The 17,534-nt window shown below is 54.3% G+C and carries 12 protein-coding genes and 1 pseudogene; 5 read left to right on the forward strand and 8 right to left on the reverse strand.

All coding sequences use genetic code 11. The features are described 5' to 3' along the window. Nucleotides 1-75: 75 nt before the first annotated feature. The 3 genes from IQ254_RS13165 to sodN all read right to left on the reverse strand — a co-directional run bounded on the left by IQ254_RS13165 (nt 76) and on the right by sodN (nt 1,801). Complete coding sequence (locus IQ254_RS13165; RefSeq protein ID WP_193966615.1) at nt 76-609, reverse strand: DUF4149 domain-containing protein; 534 nt, start codon at nt 607-609, stop codon at nt 76-78. A 327-nt stretch (nt 610-936) separates the two neighbouring features. Beyond that, entirely contained in the window at nt 937-1,314 is a 378-nt protein-coding gene (gene sodX, locus IQ254_RS13170; protein ID WP_228040640.1) for a nickel-type superoxide dismutase maturation protease, read from the reverse strand. A gap of 13 nt (nt 1,315-1,327) precedes the next feature. Further along, nucleotides 1,328-1,801: a superoxide dismutase, Ni gene (gene sodN, locus IQ254_RS13175; protein WP_193966617.1), complete on the reverse strand. Its 474-nt coding sequence runs from the start codon at nt 1,799-1,801 to the stop codon at nt 1,328-1,330. A 292-nt stretch (nt 1,802-2,093) separates the two neighbouring features. Between sodN and IQ254_RS13180 the strand changes: the two genes are divergently transcribed. Together IQ254_RS13180 and IQ254_RS13185 are read left to right on the forward strand one after the other, a co-directional pair. After that, nucleotides 2,094-3,125, forward strand: a complete 1,032-nt coding sequence (locus IQ254_RS13180) for a DNA/RNA non-specific endonuclease (RefSeq protein ID WP_193966618.1) — start codon at nt 2,094-2,096, stop codon at nt 3,123-3,125. Between the two features lie 635 nt (nt 3,126-3,760). Next, nucleotides 3,761-4,282: an NYN domain-containing protein gene (locus IQ254_RS13185; protein WP_193966619.1), complete on the forward strand. Its 522-nt coding sequence runs from the start codon at nt 3,761-3,763 to the stop codon at nt 4,280-4,282. Between the two features lie 470 nt (nt 4,283-4,752). Here IQ254_RS13185 and IQ254_RS13190 read toward each other — a convergent pair whose 3' ends face one another. The 4 genes from IQ254_RS13190 to miaB all read right to left on the reverse strand — a co-directional run bounded on the left by IQ254_RS13190 (nt 4,753) and on the right by miaB (nt 12,840). After that, nucleotides 4,753-10,077: a tetratricopeptide repeat protein gene (locus IQ254_RS13190; RefSeq protein ID WP_193966620.1), complete on the reverse strand. Its 5,325-nt coding sequence runs from the start codon at nt 10,075-10,077 to the stop codon at nt 4,753-4,755. A gap of 4 nt (nt 10,078-10,081) precedes the next feature. Next, nucleotides 10,082-10,411: a hypothetical protein gene (locus IQ254_RS31505; RefSeq protein ID WP_228040641.1), complete on the reverse strand. Its 330-nt coding sequence runs from the start codon at nt 10,409-10,411 to the stop codon at nt 10,082-10,084. Beyond that, nucleotides 10,411-11,367: an AAA family ATPase gene (locus IQ254_RS13195; RefSeq protein WP_228040642.1), complete on the reverse strand. Its 957-nt coding sequence runs from the start codon at nt 11,365-11,367 to the stop codon at nt 10,411-10,413. The genes IQ254_RS31505 and IQ254_RS13195 overlap by 1 nt, the downstream gene beginning before the upstream one ends. Nucleotides 11,368-11,478: 111 nt before the next feature. Next, entirely contained in the window at nt 11,479-12,840 is a 1,362-nt protein-coding gene (gene miaB / locus IQ254_RS13200; RefSeq protein WP_193966621.1) for a tRNA (N6-isopentenyl adenosine(37)-C2)-methylthiotransferase MiaB, read from the reverse strand. A gap of 473 nt (nt 12,841-13,313) precedes the next feature. Between miaB and IQ254_RS13205 the strand changes: the two genes are divergently transcribed. Then, nucleotides 13,314-14,294: a hypothetical protein gene (locus IQ254_RS13205; RefSeq protein WP_193966622.1), complete on the forward strand. Its 981-nt coding sequence runs from the start codon at nt 13,314-13,316 to the stop codon at nt 14,292-14,294. Between the two features lie 114 nt (nt 14,295-14,408). Beyond that, complete coding sequence (locus IQ254_RS33630) at nt 14,409-14,465, forward strand: DUF411 domain-containing protein (RefSeq protein ID WP_369011303.1); 57 nt, start codon at nt 14,409-14,411, stop codon at nt 14,463-14,465. Between the two features lie 68 nt (nt 14,466-14,533). Here IQ254_RS33630 and IQ254_RS13215 read toward each other — a convergent pair whose 3' ends face one another. Further along, a complete protein-coding gene (locus tag IQ254_RS13215; protein ID WP_193966623.1) occupies nt 14,534-16,783 on the reverse strand; it encodes an AAA family ATPase in 2,250 nt (749 codons plus the stop codon). Between the two features lie 259 nt (nt 16,784-17,042). Here IQ254_RS13215 and IQ254_RS13220 point away from each other — a divergent pair. Then, nucleotides 17,043-17,534, forward strand: a pseudogene (locus tag IQ254_RS13220) (IS4 family transposase); the annotation flags it as partial.

Consider the following 17,534-nt stretch of genomic DNA (forward strand, 5'->3'; position numbering starts at 1 on the left):
AGATCTAAATGCCAAGCACCCCTGGATTACTCGGTAGCGGGTAATCCAGGGGTGCTTAGTTTAGAAAGAGCTGGGTTAAATCTCCTCAGCCCGGCTGAAATCGCCGTAGAGCAAGCTGAGCAGGGCGCCACAGCCCAACAGCTTGAGGCCCTCTAGCGCAAAATACAGTCCGTGCATTTGGTTCATGGTGGCGGGCACCTCAACGGTGGCCGCAAAGGGGTCTAGGGAGGTGCTCAGAGCCGCCATCGCCGGGGCCACCGCGTAGGTCAACACCAACGTCAGAGCCAAAAGCCCGAGCCCTAGTTCTACGGCCCAGCGGCTGCGCAGACCACTGGCCACGACCGCCCGCTGACGATGAGACTGGCGCGCCACCAGCAGCCCCGTCAAAATCACGCCAGCACAGAGCAGCTCCAGGCGATTAAACACCCAAAACATGGCGTAGCCCACCGAACCAAAGTCGGGCTGGCTCATCATGCCGCCGACAAACAGCCCCGGCATAATCACAAAATCCATCAGCAGGCTGCTGCTGAACCAAAACATCAGCGCAAACAAAACTGCCCCAACCCAGCGAATGGGGGTAGCAGCAGTGGAATTAGACAGGGTATTCATCGATGTATGCCTTGAAAATCACGAGCGATAAAACGCAGTTGAGGAACCCCTCTCCATGGAGTGAAGTTCCTTATGTATCAATGATCTCAGCCTAGCTAACTTTACTGATTGCCGATGTGAACTATTCTTGCGAGGTGCCCTATCGGCTTCGGCCTCAAGGCTGGGGTATAATAGCTCAACCCTTTACCCCAGAAGGCTTTAGGCCTATTCGACAGGGATGTTATAGCGACGATCCCCGAGAAAAATCGTAATCTCTCGTCACAGGTAATTGACCAGGGCAGGGCCTATAGCCACTGTGGCACTCCCTTTCTCCGCCCCCGGGTCAGCCTAGGGAAACCGGCAGACCACCTGGCCCAAAATATGGGTGAAGGGCACCAGGCCGTACTCACGACTGTCGGTGCTGGCGGATTCATTCAGCCCCTTGAGAAAGCAGCCCTCAGCCTCTACATACACCACCCACTTGACGATGGGCAGGTCGGGCTGGCGTGGATGGTAGGCCACCACCAGATCCCCCGGCTGAGGGCGGCATTGCCGGTAGGCCGCTGGGTCAATCAGCACCTCAACCCCGTGTTGTAGTAGCGGCACCATCGACTCGCCCACAACACGCCACCGCCGTCGCTGACGCAATAACCACAGCACCACATCGGTGAAATGGCTGTTGCGCAACAGCGACGGCGGTTGGGAAAGGGGAGAACTAGCAGCCAAGCGCAGGTCGAGCCTAGCTAGCGGTGTACCAAGACACATCGCGGCTCTTAGTGGCCCAGAACATGCCGTGAATTTTTTGCACGGCTTCCATTAGTTCGGTAGCGTGCTGCACGCTGACCTCAACCTTACAGGCAGAGCAGAGCTTGGCCGCCTTCCAGAAAGTGTCGTGCAGGTCGGGAAACTGATCTAGATGCACCGGCTTGAAGTAGTCGGTCCAGAGAATGAGCAGTTCATCTTTGGTGATTTGAGCCTGCTCTTCTTTGATGGCGGTATAGCGAGAGAAGGTGTTGTTATAGGCGACGGTGGCTGCTTTGTCACCGGCAGCGGGCAGCTCCAGATCGACGAGCTTTTTGGTCATCGACAGCACCGCTTCAGCGGCTACGCGCGCCGAAGACGGATCATAAACGCCGCAGGGGCCATCGCAGTGGGCGTGTACCGCATCGGCGGGGAACCATGCCTGTAGCTTGGCGATTGCTTGGTTGAGCATAATCATCCTGGTAATGAACGGGGATACGAGCAAAACGTGAAAACTTCGTTGCGCCTGGCCCCAGCGACGCTCCTGGTCCGCAGGGATAAACATTCCCAGGACAGACCGGGAGGCTAGCCAGACCACGTCTCATATTGTTAACGCTATCGAGCCCTTCTGCAACCTCTCTCCCTCTCTCCAGCGATAGATTCAGCCAGGGCAATGGAGCCGCCTTGACGGATCGAGACATGAGTTTAGTACATTTATATTATCGCCCAGGGCTTTGCCTGTGCCTTTAGCCACCTTCGAGGCCATGACTAATTTTTTAACTCAGGTTTGGATTCGCTGTCTGCTGCTGTTGGCCCTGGGAGCGGGGCTAACGGGCTGTGGCGATCTGGTAATGCGGTTGGCTGCCTGGTCGACCCCGGTCGATTTATCGGCCCTGCCGCCCTGCGTCGATGACGACTGCAACTGCGGCGATTTTGCCACCCAGGCCCAGGCCCAGGTGGTGCTAGAGGCCTTTAGAGGCGACCCCTACGGCCTGGATGGGGATGGCAATGACCGGGCCTGCGAGCTCCTGCCCGCTGCCCCCCTGCCAGCCGATCCGCCCGCCCCGCCGTCGAGCAACCCTCACTTGGTGTTGGGTAACCCTAGCCAGGCGGCGGCGGTAAACCCCAACAACTATTTGATTCAGCGGCACCAGTACGCGCTCAGCTATAACCGCGATCGCAACGGACTCAACTGGGCCAGCTGGGAGGTCGATGCCGCCTGGCTGGGGCAGGTCAACCGCCAAAACGACTTTCGCCCCGACGGTGCCCTACCCCGAGGGTTTTATCAGGTCACCCCCAACGACTATCGGGGCAGTGGCTACGATCGCGGCCATGTGGTGCCATCGGGCGATCGCACCCGTACGATTGGCGACAACTCTGCCACCTTTCTCATGACCAATATCATTCCTCAGGCAGCTGCCAACAACCGGGGACCCTGGCGCGAGCTAGAAGAATACACGCGCGATCTGGTCTACCAGTACGACCATAGCCTGCATGTACTGGCCGGGGCCTACGGTACCCAGGGTAGTGTGGGCAACCGGGCGATCGCAGTGCCTTCCCGGCTATGGAAAATTATTGTGGTCTACGATCGCTTGGCCGATGGCGGGCTCGGTATCGGTAGTGACACAAAAGTCATTGCTGTCGATATGCCCAACAGTGACCAAATTGATCCAGACTGGCGTCGCTATCAAACCTCTGTTCAACGGCTGGAGATCGCCACGGGCTATCGTTTCATGGACAACTTACCGCTAGAGTTACAAACTGCCCTCAAAGCTCAAACCAGTAGTATCCCCTAGATAGTCCATGTCTTATCCCCACAATGGCAGTGCAAGACTTGTACTATGATAGAGAGCTGGCCATTCCTCAGGTTGAGCGGGCTAACCCGCAGATAAATGTTGAATATTCCTATATCTAAACGTTATTCGCCCATTTGCACCCTTGATCTTATTTGATGCATTACAGAATATGCTATGTCTTCAGGTATACTAGCTGCCTATGCTAATTCACCCTATCGACTCCAGTCGGATACAGATAGAGTGGCTACAGGACTATTCGAAGGCATCTACAGTGGTTAGTAAACAAAATAAATTAGATGGGTTTGCTACCCTTGGCCATGCCAAGCGTAGGATAGCCCTGTAGATATTCTGCCCCGGTTCCGCCGTGACTTTAGCTGAATCCACTATCCATTGCTACTAAATTTACTGATTGAGCCCAACTAATCCCTAGATTTTTTATGAAGAAAACGCTAAAATTTTGTCTTTAGATCCTTCTTCGAGTTATGCAATGAGTCCTTTAGTTATTCAATGTGGGTTTTAGTCGATCTGTCGAACGCTTTATATTGACCGGAAAAAATGTCCTGACTCTGTCAGAAACAAGATCAGTGTCTAGCCTGGCTACTATAAGATAATTTTCCCTAATTACCCTAATTTTTATGTCTAATAGATATGGTTTAAAGCGTCTATCGATATTCGTAGACGGCAACAATATGTTTTATGCTCAGCAGAAAAATGGCTGGTTCTTCGATCCTAAGCGAGTATTAGAATATTTCCTGAGCCTTGACGGTGGAACGACCTTGGTCAACGCCTTCTGGTACACGGGCCTCAAAGATCCACAAGATCAGCGGGGTTTTCGTGATGCTCTAATCAGCCTGGGGTATACCGTTCGCACTAAGATTCTCAAAGAGTACTACGACGATAACTCAGGCCGATATTCTCAAAAAGCCAACTTGGATATTGAAATCGCGATCGATATGTTTAACACAGTCGATCAATACGATGAAGTTGTTTTATTTAGTGGTGATGGCGACTTTGAGCGGGCCATTGAACTACTGCGCTCTAAGAACACTCACATTACCGTAGTTTCGACTGAAGGTATGATTGCCCGCGAACTGCGCAACGCGACCGATCGCTATATCGACCTCAACAGCGTTCGCAAATACATTGAAAAGGACTAATGCTTGACAGCGTGAGTTTGGAGACTATCCTCGTCATATCTAAAATCACTTGCAGATGCAGCCGACGTCCTCGAGGTCGATAGCGCTTTAGCTCTTGACGAATCGCGTGGCGCATTGGCGCTGATAAGCACTCGGCATCCCATCCACCAGTTGGTAAATTAGCTCTTGAGCGTGGGCAAGAATCTTCATGATCCCTGCTGTATATACGTTTCACGCCCTTTGCTCTCATCCCCCCTGTCAAGATGCAAGATTTGAACCTATCGACCTTGCCCCATAGGTGGTGCGTAGATAGGGGAGGGGTGCGATCGCGCCCCCTTAAATAGTGGCTACTCATCGGGAGTATGCTTACCGCTGGCGGAAGCGACACCGAGGAGGCCAATCAGGGTGGTGGTTCCGGTGGTCCACAGGGCGATAGGGGCGTAGGGGCGAACGGTGTTCGCCCTTTCAAACTGGGAGTCGCTAAGCAGGCCTCAGCACAAATCCTGGAGGCCGGCAATTAGCTGCTCTACTTCAGTCGCCTTTTTGGATACATCAAGCTCGCGATACAATGTGAGGCTAGTAGTGAGAAATTCAGCCGCTATGCTCGCAGCACTGGGTTCTGACCGACGGGCGCGGGCGATATAAATTTCCCCGAGCAGTTTGTTGGCTGCCGCTTGCAGCTTGCGGCGGTTGAAGTCTTGTAAGGTCTTTAACGCCTCCTGGGTCAGTTCCTCAGCTTTGTCGAGATTGGCTAGGGGCTCGATTTCTAGATAGGCACGGGCTATGTCGAGGGCTTCGTCGGCACGGTCTACGGTTTGACCCAGCTTGTTCAAGCGGGCAAAACCGTCGGCGACGGCTTGCTCAAATTGGGTAATGTGTTCGGGGATGGAATTGCTTGTTGCTGGTAGCCACCGAAGCCGCTCAGCGATGAGTAGGGCCAGGGCGATTTGGTCGTAGGCCAGGTTTTGGCGATAGTCATTTGCAGTGCCGAGGTCGATCGCCTGCTGGAGGTTGCTCTCCGCTGATTGAAGCAGCAAAATAGCGACTTCGCGAGGGCTATCTTTGACCTGGAGGCGCTGAGTATTGGCTAGTTGCTGTAACCGCCACACCGCGCTTTCGGTATATCCGAGGGTCTGGTGCTTTTCAAGGCTGCTTTGGTAATGCTTGATAGCTTGGGGATAGTCTTTTAGGTCTCGATAGCAAGAGGCTATCCAAGAAAACTGATTAGCTACAGCTTGCTGTAAATCAAGTTTTCTATAAAGATCTAAGCTTTGTTGATGGTAAGCAATCGCCTCCTTATATTTACCCCAGGCATGATAGATGCGGCCTAACTGGTGGTAAGCGAGCGCAATGTCTTCTTGAAGATCAAGTTTTTGGCAGAGTTCTAGGTCTTGCCGTTCGCATTGCAATGCCTGCTCATACTGACTCCATTCTCTATAACACCCTGCCAGGTTGTACCAGCAGCAGGATACTTCTTTCTGTTTTCCCAAATTCTGGTAGCGATCGCGACTTTGTTCATAGTGGGTAATCGCTTCATCATATTTACCCCAGGCTTGATAGATTTGCCCTAACTGGTAAAGAGACAAAGCTAGTCTCGATGGTTCTGCTTCGAGTTGTCTCAGTTCTAAACAGCGCCGATGACTTTCAATGGCTTGTTCATATTGGCCCCAATCTTTATAACTATCTCCAATCCAGAAGAACAGGTTGGCCACATCAGAGCCTTTCTCAAGCTGCTGATAGCGATCGCGGCTTTGTTCGTGATATGCGATCGCCTCTTCATACTTACCCCAGGCTTGATAGATGCGGCCTAGCTGCCAATACGCATCGGCAATTCCAGGTTGGTCGTCGAGCTTTTGCCGCAAGGCTAAATCTTGCTGTTCAGCTTCTAGGGCCTGCTCATATCGGCCCCACTCACGGTAGCAAATTGCTTTCCAATACCATAGATCAGCCACATTGGAGTCTTTCTCGAGCTGCTTATAGAGGTCTCGACTTTGTTCATAATGCGCGATCGCCTCAGCATACTTACCCCAGGCTTGATAGATGCGGCCTAGCTGCCAATACGCATCGGCAATTCCAGGTTGGTCGTCGAGCTTTTGACGTAGGGCTAAGGCTCGCTGTTCAGCGTCTAGAGCCTGCCTATACTTACCCCACTCGCGGTAGCAAACTGCCATCCAGTACCACTGGTTGGCCACATCAGTGTCTTTCTCAAGCTGCTGATAGCGATCGCGGCTTTGCTCGTAATGAGCGATCGCCTCACCATACTTACCCCAGCCTTGATAGATGCGGCCTAACTGGTAGTAGGCAAGGGCAATATTGGGTTGGTCGTCGAGCTTTTGGCGCAGCGCTAAGTCCTGCTTTTCGGCCTCCAACGCTTGCTTATAGTGGTCCCACTTGCGGTAGCAAACTGCCATCCAGTACCACTGGTTGGCCACATCAGACTCTTTCTCAAGCTGCTGATAGCGATCGCAACTTTGCTCGTAGTGGGCGACCGCCTCGCCATACTTGCCCCAGCCTTGATAGATGTGGCCTAGTAGGTAGTAGGCTAGAGCAATTCTGGACGGTTCGTTGAGCTTTTGGCGAAAAGATAATTCTTGTTGTGCGGCGGTCAAGGCTTGCTCATACCGGCCCCATACGTGGTAGCAAACTGCCATCCAGTACCATTGCTTAGCCACATCAGACTCTTTCTCAAGCTGCTGATAGCGATCTTGGCTTTGCTCGTAGTGAGCGATCGCCTCAGCATACTTGCCCCAATCTTGATAAGTTTTGCCTAGGTGATAAAGAGCTGAAGCCTCCTCCTGAGGCCTTAAAATTTCCCTGGCAATAGTCAACATTTGCTGAAAGCAGTTTAGGGATTGCTCATATTTTTCATGCAGGCGCTGACAAATTCCTCGATTTCTCCAGTAGACTAAAAAAGCATTGGGTTCAATAAAATCAGCCAGTTGCTCAAAACAGGTTTGGTAAAAGTCGTTGGCTTTTTCATAATCTTCTTTCTCTTGATGGCAGGTCGCTAATGACCAGGCAGCATACGGGCTCAACAGAGAATATTTTGCTTCAGATAGAGCTTCAAACAAGGCAACGGCTTTGTCATAGTGTTTTTCTCGCACATAGCTCATGGCGGTTATAAAGGCGAGCGAATGTTGCCCTTTCACCAACTCCTGATGTTCGCTGAGCAGTTCTAAATTGGGGCTAATCTCTGCGCCCAAGTCATTGACTAAATCTCGCAAGGCACAAAACAAATCTGGCTCCATACCTTCAACCAGTTCAGAAACGCAATCTGCCAGGTTAGGACCAGCCTCGCCACAGACTACATAGAACGTTGCCACCTGAGCTTTAAGCCGCATTTCCCTCGACAGAGTGGCGTTTTGGCTAAACTGTCGCAGGGCTTCAACCACTTCTCCCCGCTGATGGAACTGCTCAATTTGCCGCAGTAGCTGCAAAATTTGTTTAACGATAGCTTTCTCGGCATCATCCGCGTCAATTGCCAGAGCTAGCCCTGTGCAAATTAACTGGTAGATCAGCTTCTTGCGGGGGTTGGCGTTGACTTCGGCTACCTCGGCAATGACCTGGCCTGCAAACAGCAGTTCCTTAAGAGAAATCGCCTCTTTTTGACTAGGGTTATCTGCCTTGAACCATTGAATTTGGGCATCAGGGGAGTCTCCCCCCAGCAGCTTAATGTCGTCTTGGCCCGGTACAGGCTGGTAGACAACTAAACCTTCAAACAATTTTTCAAACAGTCGATTGAGTTGGCTGGGGCTATGATTGCCGTAGTACCCCAGCGCTAGCAAAATTGGCTCTACCCAGCGTGGTTCGCGCCAGTGCTGTTGAATCGTCTCCAGCATCTCTTCGCGATCGCGATCGGCGATGTCGCGGGCCGCAAAGTATTCTTCAAAGGTGAGGTGCATAAACCCATAGACATCGGGTGCCCGCTCCACAAATAGCCCGGTGGTTTCTCGCACGCGGCGTAAAAACTCTTCAACCGCGCCGAGAATTTCTGGCGAGTCTGAGGCTTCACCCCGCAGGGCTGCGAGCCTAGGCGCTAGTTGCTCGTTCAACTCAGCGTGGGTTACCTGACCCGAGGGTTTTTCTTCATGCATCCAGTAGGCCAGGGGGGCCAGCAATTCCACCACTTCCCCCTCAGGCAACAGCACTTTCTGCATGTTAGGTAGCTTTTTGCTGAGCTGCCAGTCTGCCGTCAGGGTTTGCACCGCCAGTTCGTACAGCTTCACCCGCCGCGCCGGTAGCTGCTCCCCATTGCGATGAATCAGCGCCAAAATCGTTAATAGCAGTGGATTGGTTGTTAGCCGCTTTACCCCCTCGCTGCGTTGAATATCGCTTAAAATCTGCTCAGCCTGCCGGTCTCCCGCCCGCTCCTGCTGCTCCGCAGTAGCATCTGGCTTTTGAGCTTTTTCTACCGCCCGACACCAGCGATGCAAAAAGTCGCTCACCTGGACGTCATTCATGTCGGTAATGGTGAACTCGGTGAAGCGGCTGGCCAGTTTCACCTCCTGGTATCCGGCAATGCGGCTGGTGACAATTAGCTTGTTGTGGCCAAACTGCTCGGCAAAATCGTTAATGCGGCCTACAATTTGCCGCCGACTCTCCTGGTCAAAAACTTCATCTAGGCCATCGAGCAATATCAGACAGTTGCCCCCCTGCATGCGCTCTAGCAGCCTGCTAGACAGGGCCGATGCCTCATCATCACCGTCAAAGTAATCTTCCCAGTTGCGATAAAACTGCTGGAGGTAGTCCAATAAACCCAGCTCTGGGTGAGTTTCTAGCCGCTCGGCATAGTCTGCAATTTTGAAATAAATTGGCCATCGAGTTTCGCCCAACTTTTCTTGCTCAGTTCCTCCCTGCACGATGTCCTGTTTATCCCGCAGAGCCTTGGCAAAATGCAGGGCCAGGTATTTGAGGAGGGTGGTTTTGCCCGCTCCTGGTGCTCCTAAAATGACGCTACAGCTATAAGAACCTCGCACCACGTCGGCCAAGTCGACCGTCTCAGTCACTGTTTTTGTCGTGCTAGTTTCAACTTCTGACACCGACGACTCTATTTCTAACTCGGGTGCAGGGGCGAAATCAGGCTCTAGATCCTCCTCCTGACTGCTGCGAGAACTAGGGCTGGCCTGACGCAGGCTAGCGACTTTGCCCACCGAGGCCCGCTGGTGCTTAGAGACTGCCGCCACCTGCTGTCGCCGCTCGGCCTGTAGCGACACATAGATTTGATCAAGAAAAATATCCACCTGGCGGTTTACCTGCATCACTCCGCTCATGGTGAGGTAAGCGTTGTCGGCAATCAGCCATTCTAGATAGGGATAAAGCAGCGGGTGGCGAGTTTCAAATCGGGCTACTCTGCCCCGCCAGTCCCAAAAGTCGGGGGCGCGGTTACGAAACTCGTCTAAAAAGCGTTCCTGGTTCAGCCAAAAGACCAGCACTAGCCCCTGCTCAAAGATTTTTTCGCGGGCTAGGTTGAGCTGCTCTAGCTCTTGCTTGAGTCGTGGCTTGGGCAGCTGCTCTAAGCCAAATGCCAGCACTACCCGCCGCCCCATTGCTGGGGGAGCTTGATTATCCAAGTCGGCTAAAAAGTTAAATAGTGAATTGTCGCTGTAGAAAAAGTTGAGAAACTGTAGCGGCTCCTCGCCATCCCTTAACTCAGCTCTAAGCGCTTCGACCACCGGATGGTCGGGGGCGCTTTCGGGGGCAATGGCGTATAGGGTCAAGCTGGTTTCGCTCAGCGCCACTTCGTTGACCAGCTTGCTCAGTTCCTCGTGGTCTGGGGCACTAAGGGGCTGTAGATTTGTTTCAGCGACGGTCACCATAGGCTCAATCCTGCGTGGCTTGCCAACGGTCTAAATCTTCAATCACGATCGGGTTCACGTCGAACCATCGCCCCTTTTTTGGGTCTTCATACCCCAATACTAATTTGTAGTGCAAAAGCTTGTCGCAGATGACGATCTTGCCTTCTCGGGGCGAGTCGTAGGTTTTGCTGGTGAGGCCTCCGGTACTATGCACTGCCGCTAGCTCTGGAAAGTGGTAGTCCTCAATGGAATAGGTTCTCCGCACTTCCCGAACGGCATCCTGGGCCGTGGCCAGATCTACTTGATTGGCCTGCTTTCGGAGGGCCACTTCGCAAGCGGTTTTGGCCAGCCGCACTAATCGCGCATTACCCCACCGCTTTTTTCACACAGCAAGTCTAGAGCATCTGGCGTGAATAGATGATTGTATGCATCACCCAACTTTTCCAGGCGTTTTTCGATTACCGTAGTCAAGATGTGCCGCCCTACCCGGTCTGATTCTGTCGTGGGGCGTGTCTGCTCATCACACTTAAAAACTGGAATGTTGGCTAAATCGAGGCACCTTCCAAACCCCTCCATGGGTTGCCGAAAGGCGGGCGAGTAGCGCAGTGAGATTGGTATAGCGTAGACAATGTGACAGGTCAAATCGGTCAGTAACGAGCTGGAGAACATTGCCAGAGCGACCTCAAAATCCTTGCGGTCTAGCCCATCTACAATTACCAAGAGCTTTGGCCGGTCGTTTTCTGCAGCGGCAATGATAGCATTCACCCGATCAAGAATCTCACTCAGGGCAGGGCGCACCTCTCGCGTTTGAGTCGTTTCTTTCTGAAACCCCACTCTCAACAGCATTCCTAATTCGGTAAACAGCTTGGGTAGTTCTAGCTGCCTACCCCCAGTCACTTTGTCTTGATAGGTGACTCGCGCCAGACTGCTCAATAGATCCTGTTCTAGTTTTCGGGGCAGCTTCCAGCCGCTTTCCCGCAGTTGCTGCACGATGCTCATGCCGATTAAGACGACAACTTCGGCATAGCCAATGTTGAATTTATCAAGAGCTGCATCCGTATCCACCCAGACTACGGTGTAGTCAGCAATGCAGGCCTGCTCTAACCGCCTCAGCTCGGTGGTTTTGCCGCCGCCTCGGTGCCCTGCAAGTAAAAACTTGGCTGACTCCTCTTCCATGGCCAGCAGGTTTACCAGACTATCCACCGGGCTATCGTCTCGGCGCACGTAGAAGTCTTGTAGATCTTCTTTCATGAGTGGTTCATCAGGCTTGAACAGCCGATAGACCGGTCTCCAAAAGCCAACGTCACTCATGCAAAAATTTTCCCTGAGCTTTCTCCTAAAGATAACGGCTTCTTTACAGTCAGGATTTCAGCTTGATACTTTTTTAAGCACTGAGCTTAAGCAGGTGCTTCTGTAGGTTGGCTAGCTGACTGTAGCCAAAGCCTGAATCGGTTCCCCGGTGAGGCTAAAGGGGCGAACTTCGGTAATTTTCACCTGCACCAATTCACCCTTTAGCGCCGCGAAATTGCCGGGGAAAAAGGTGAGGCGGCTGCCGCGGGTGCGGCCCATCACCTGGGTGGGGTCTTTGGGGTTGATCGCTTCCACCAGCACTTCTTCGATGCGGCCCTGGTAGCGCTGGGAGCGTTCGGCGGCTTTGGTGTTGACCAGATGGTTGAGTCGTTGCAGGCGATCGCGCTTGACCTCCTCCGACAGCTGATTTTCCCACAGGGCCGCCGGGGTGCCGGGGCGAGGGGAGTAGGCCGCCGTGTTGAGCTGGTCGAAGGCGATGTCGTTAACCAGGTCCATGGTGCGCTGAAACTGTTCCTCGGTTTCGCCGGGGAATCCCACGATCGCATCGGCACTGATGGCCGCATCGGGCATGTAGCGACGCACGGTATCAATAATGCGACGATACTTTTCGTGGGTGTAGCCCCGCGCCATGGCCTTCAGCACGTCGTTATCCCCCGACTGAAAGGGAATATGGAAGTGCTCACACACCTTGGGCAGCTCGGCACAGGCCCGCACCAGCCGCTCGGTAAAATAGCGGGGGTGGCTGGTGGCAAAGCGAATGCGCTCAATGCCGGGCACATCGTGAACGAAATAGAGCAGATCGGTCAAGGTGTGCTGGTGTCGGCCAGCGATGGTGGAACCGGGCAGGTCGCGGCCATAGGCGTCGATGTTTTGGCCCAGCAGGGTGACTTCCTTAAAGCCCTGGCGGCCCAGGTCCTCCATCTCGGCGCGAATGGCCTCTGGCGTGCGGGATTGCTCGACGCCGCGCACCCCAGGCACCACGCAGTAGGTACAGCGCTCGTTGCAGCCGTAGATCACGTTCACCCAGGCAGAAACGGTGCTCTCCCGCCGGGGCTTGGTGATGTCTTCCATAATGTCCACCTCTTCGGTGGCTACGACCTGGCTGCCGTCGAGCACCTGCTCTAGCAGGTCTTGCAGGCGGTTGGCGTGCTGTGGCCCCATCACCAGGTCCAGCTCGGGCACCCGGCGCAGTAAGGCTTCACCCTCCTGCTGGGCGACGCACCCGGCCACAATCAGGGTTAGCTCAGGGTTTTCGTGCTTGCGCTTGGCCTGGCGACCCAGGTATGAGTAGACTTTTTGCTCGGCATTGTCGCGAATGGTGCAGGTGTTGTAGAGCACCACATCGGCGGCGAAGGGGTCGTCAATATAGGTCAGACCCATGGTGTCGAGAATGCCAGCCATGCGCTCAGAGTCGGCTTTGTTCATCTGGCAGCCGAAGGTAGTGATGTGGTATTTGCGAGCAGAGCCGACCATAGGTCTCAGAGCGTATGGGATATAAGGATGGATCAATCTTAGATCTTACTGCGTTAGAGCAGATCGTGTGATAACTCTATGGACCGGTTTAAGCATCACAGGGCAAAGCTAATATCGCTGGATTGAAGCGAAGAAACCAGACAGTTGACTTCCAACCTTAATAAGGCTTAACATCATCTGATAATAAAAAGTCAACATATAGCGGTTCTCGCTGGCGTGAGGTACGCACAGATGCCTGTAACGCTTATCTAGCAAGGCTCCTACAATACTTCATCCGCTCAGGAACCGCTATAGCGTTTCTCATACTTGAAAAATAAGCGTTAAGAGTCCGTAGGATGTCTGTCTTGCTGAACTTTAGCTAATTTTTTAGTTATGAATCCAGCTATATTTGCCTACTGTCGGTGTTCATAAATTGCTGCTTTAAAAAGAAAGGCAGGTTCGTTTCTATGCTGCCAGAAAAATATCAGTCATACATGCGTTTATTGACAGAGGCTGAGCCTGACGGTCAAGAGTTCTCTCTGTCAGAAGTTTGGGCTAAGAAGTACGTCGATGACTTGCGCTACCAAGACCAGGTGCTAACGTCCTTAGAGCAATCTAAAGCAAAGACAGATGTTTCTAAGAGCTTGCTTGATGCTATGCGGTCTGTAAGCGCTAGCGCCTGGCACAAGACCGAAAGCCTTTTAGCCCATGAGGTACGACGGCATCAAATTAGGCGCGACCTGATTGATCCGTGGGCAATTTCTAAAGATGTTCACCAGGTTTACGAAGCGGCCTTAGATGCCTACGCCAACAACATTACTCCCCAGCGGTTTTCGGTGGAAGCATCTAAAAAGCTGGGAACCATTCGTGCAGCCCATACCGCTACTGATCCTAGGGTGATTGGGTTTGTTAGCATGCAGTTTCACTACTGTGGTCAAATGCTGACGCAGAGAGCACCCGAATCAGAGCAGCGTGCTCTACAAGACTTCTTCAAAGTCGTAGACGATCAGCTATACATGCCGCTGCACCGGGCCTATGAGGCAGCGGCTAATTATGACTATGACCATCCTCGGTTAAAAACCCTGCGTCTGGCGCTACCAGCCATTACCACAATTGCTCACTCTATTGTCGATAGGGTTGCTAGGGTTTACCCCAACTATGCCACTTATACTGGACAACTAACCAGCGAAGCCGTGCGCGTCTCCAGTGTCCGAGATGTGGAAATGTTCCAGATTTATCTATGGACCTGTGTGCTGGAAAATAACATTGGAGCCATTGCCCAAGAGCTCTTTCCTCTGTGCGTAATGCTGTATCCAACTCTGCGAGTAGATTGGGAATTGGTACGGCTGATGGCTAGCCTTTTGCACCAGGAAATAAACCGCTGTGTCGGATCAGATAACATGCAGTATTGCGAACCCTACTGTCGGGCATTGTTCGAGATGTTTTCTCCAGAGATTTTCCCAGCCACCCTGTAGGGCATAGTCTTTCTATTCGTTGCCCCAGGCCAGTTTTAGCCCCAGCCACAGCCTCAGCTTGGCGCCACGGTGTTGCCCAAAAGGCCAGTGACTTAGACCGCCTGCCAAACGCCGATTGTAGATGGCTACCTAATCAAAGGCCATGTACCCGCCGCTGACGTGCAGCGATGATGGCGAGGGCATCGCGATGTTGTAGGCACTCATGTCTGACGCCTGGGAAGCGGCGGCACCCCCCATCTTCACTCAACAGACAAGGGCAACCGTGGTGTATCGCATTGCCGCCTAGCCGTGAGGTACACCACGGTTGATCGCCATGACACCGTCTGCCCCTGAAGCTGCCGCTGGCAACACTGGTGAATGGCGGCAATATCGCCTTCGGTGAGCTGGTGGGCGAGCTGGTCGCGATAGCTGGGGGGTGTGCCATCGACGGCAAACCAGCGTTGCACCAGTGCCGCTGAGATGTAGACACTGGTGTCAAGGGCGTCGTCGGTGAGCTGAGCCCTAAACCCGGCGTCTTTAAACAGATCCTTTAGGGTTTGGGCCTGCCAGTTGAAGCGGGCGTCGGCGGTGGAGTTGGCGATCGCGGCTTCGGCCCGGTGCCAGCGCTTGACTAGAGCCTGGCTGAGGTCAGCAGGGTCGAGCAGGGCCGAAATGGGCTGACTGTAGCGGGGAATGGTCTCGACCAGCAGCACCACACCGTCGGGGGCCAGCAGCTGCTGGATAATCTCTACGAAGCGATCGCGGTTAGCGGCCTGGGCAAAGGCATTGCGACCAACGATGCGCTCAAAACCAATGCCGGGGGTATGGGCGGGTAGGTAGGTGGCCAGCGCTTCAAAGTCGGCGTGCACCAGCACTGGTCGAGCCAGCTCTGGCAGTTGGGCCACCTGTTCTTCGAGGGCGGCATGGTCTTGAGCGCTATGAACGCGGGCATAGACGCCGCCCTCGGGTACCCGACGTAGGGCTTCCCAGGTGAGCAACCCGGTGCGGGCGTTGAGATCGAGAACGCGGTGGTGGCGCTGGGGCGGGGCCAGGTCAAACAGGCGATCGCGCAGGTGGCCCAGCTGTTCACCGGTTTTGCTCAGGGTGCGCTGCAGCCAGCGATCGCGGGCCGGGTCATTGGGGCTGTAGGTCAGCACCTCGGGCAGGGCACCGCCGCCATCGACCAGGGCCGCCAGCTGGGCCTCGCGCTGCTGGGCCACCTGAATCTGAATAGTGGCCTCGTAGCCCTGGTCGGAGGGCTGGTAAAACACCTGGCCCTGGAGGCCGCTGGGCAAATACTGCTGGGCTACCCAGTGGTCGCGGTAGGCGTGGGGATACAGGTAGCCCTGGCCGTGGCCAAAGCCCGCTTGGTCGCGGTTGCCGTCGCGCAGGGGGCTGGGTACTTCGCGCTCGCGCTCCCGTTCGATGGCGGCCAGGGCATCAAAAAAGCCCATGGTGCTGTTTGATTTGGGAGCCGTGGCCAGATATAGCGTGGCCTGGGCCAGCGGATAACGCCCTTCGGGCAAGCCCACCCGATCGAAGGCAGCGGCGCAGCTGGTCACCACGGTGATGGCGTGGGGGTCGCCCAAACCAATATCTTCGCTGGCCAAAATCACCAGTCGCCGAAAGATAAAGCGGGGGTCTTCACCCGCGTAGACCATGCGGGCCAGCCAGTAGAGGGCGGCATCGGGGTCAGAGCCGCGCACGCTCTTGATAAAGGCGCTGATGGTGTCGAAGTGAGCGTCGCCCTCTTTGTCGTAGAGCACCGCCCGCTGCTGAATCGAGTCTTCAGCCACCGCCAGGGTGATGTGGAGGTGGCCGTCACTGTCCACATCCGTGGTTTCGACCGCCAGCTCCAGCGCGTTGAGCAGGGCGCGGGCGTCGCCATTGGCCACGTTGACCAGGTGGTCGAGGGCATCGGGCGCTAGGGTAATAGCGCGATCGCCGTAGCCTCGCTCTCCATCCTCCAGGGCCAGAGCAACGACCCGGTAGAGATCGGGCGGTTCCAGCGGCTTCAGCTGAAACAGGCGCGAGCGGCTGACCAGCGCCTTATTCACCTCAAAGTAGGGGTTCTCAGTGGTGGCCCCAATCAAAATCACGGTACCGTTCTCCACCCAGGGTAGCAGCGCATCCTGTTGGGCTTTGTTGAAGCGGTGCACCTCGTCGATAAAGAGAATGGTGCGCCGACCGTACTGGCCGCGCAGGTCCTGGGCGGCGGCGATCGCCTCGCGAATATCTTTGACCCCGGCCAGCACGGCGTTGAGGGCAATGAAGTGGGCACTGGTGGTGTTGGCGATAATCTGGGCCAGGGTGGTTTTGCCGGTGCCCGGGGGGCCAAAAAAAATCAGCGACGACAGCTGGTCGGCCTGAATTGCTCGACGCAGCAGGCGACCCGGCCCCACCACCGCATCTTGCCCAATGAACTCATCGAGGCTGCGAGGGCGCATGCGCGCTGCCAGGGGCGCGTCTTTGGCCAGTTGTGCCTGACGGCTATGGTCGAAGAGATCCATCCAGTGGGGCAGAGAAGGGCATGATGGCTTGGGGCAGGACGTTTAAAGCGCTATGGCGTAGCGGCCTCTACTCGTTTTACTACGTTACGGGCAACCCTGGGCGACTGTGTAGCACGACTGTGCAACTCGACCATGTGGTCTAGCCCTATGTTGCGGGCTTAACGGGTGACAAGGGTACTCAACGTCATGCGGTACAGGGCTTTGAGACAATAAAGGGGACAAAAAATAGGGAGCCTCAGTGCAGCTCCCCTAAACCAATATGTTTCCTGCATCCTACCAAACCACTCTTCGCACCCACCTCAGTGAAACCCAATACTTGACCTTACAGCTGTTGTTGTTATTGCTACAGGCCCACCAGCAGGTCAAGCTCTCGGTACTGGCCAGCGTCTTTCCTCAGCCGATTCAGTATCAAAGTCGAAAACGCAACTTACAGCGATTTCTAACCTTGCCAAAATTGACCCTCAAAGTGCTGTGGTTTCCGCTGCTCAAATATTGGGTCCGGCAAGTGGAAACGGGACGGGGGATGAACCGTGACCAACGCCGCCGTCTGAGAGCGCTCAAACATCATAAACACGGCTATTGGATTCTGGCTATCGACCGCACGGAATGGAAAGGACGGAATATCTTCATGGTCAGTGTGGTGTGGGGGACTCACGCCTTACCGGTCTATTGGGAGCTCTTGGGACAGGCTGGCACAAGTGATCTGAAAACACAACAACGGCTGCTAAACGCAGCGTTGCCCGTGTTTAAG

It is taken from the genome of Nodosilinea sp. LEGE 07088 (genome assembly GCF_015207395.1).
GTDB lineage: Bacteria > Cyanobacteriota > Cyanobacteriia > Phormidesmidales > Phormidesmidaceae > Nodosilinea.

What these genes read in the sequence shown, in the direction of transcription:
- IQ254_RS13165 (WP_193966615.1), bottom strand. Translation starts at nt 609, where the DNA reads ATGAATACCCTGTCTAATTCCACTGCTGCTACCCCCATTCGCTGGGTT.
- sodN (WP_193966617.1), bottom strand. Translation starts at nt 1,801, where the DNA reads ATGCTCAACCAAGCAATCGCCAAGCTACAGGCATGGTTCCCCGCCGAT.
- IQ254_RS13180 (WP_193966618.1), top strand. Translation starts at nt 2,094, where the DNA reads ATGACTAATTTTTTAACTCAGGTTTGGATTCGCTGTCTGCTGCTGTTG.
- IQ254_RS13185 (WP_193966619.1), top strand. Translation starts at nt 3,761, where the DNA reads ATGTCTAATAGATATGGTTTAAAGCGTCTATCGATATTCGTAGACGGC.
- IQ254_RS13190 (WP_193966620.1), bottom strand. Translation starts at nt 10,077, where the DNA reads ATGGTGACCGTCGCTGAAACAAATCTACAGCCCCTTAGTGCCCCAGAC.
- IQ254_RS13195 (WP_228040642.1), bottom strand. Translation starts at nt 11,367, where the DNA reads ATGAGTGACGTTGGCTTTTGGAGACCGGTCTATCGGCTGTTCAAGCCT.
- miaB (WP_193966621.1), bottom strand. Translation starts at nt 12,840, where the DNA reads ATGGTCGGCTCTGCTCGCAAATACCACATCACTACCTTCGGCTGCCAG.
- IQ254_RS13205 (WP_193966622.1), top strand. Translation starts at nt 13,314, where the DNA reads ATGCGTTTATTGACAGAGGCTGAGCCTGACGGTCAAGAGTTCTCTCTG.
- IQ254_RS13215 (WP_193966623.1), bottom strand. Translation starts at nt 16,783, where the DNA reads ATGGATCTCTTCGACCATAGCCGTCAGGCACAACTGGCCAAAGACGCG.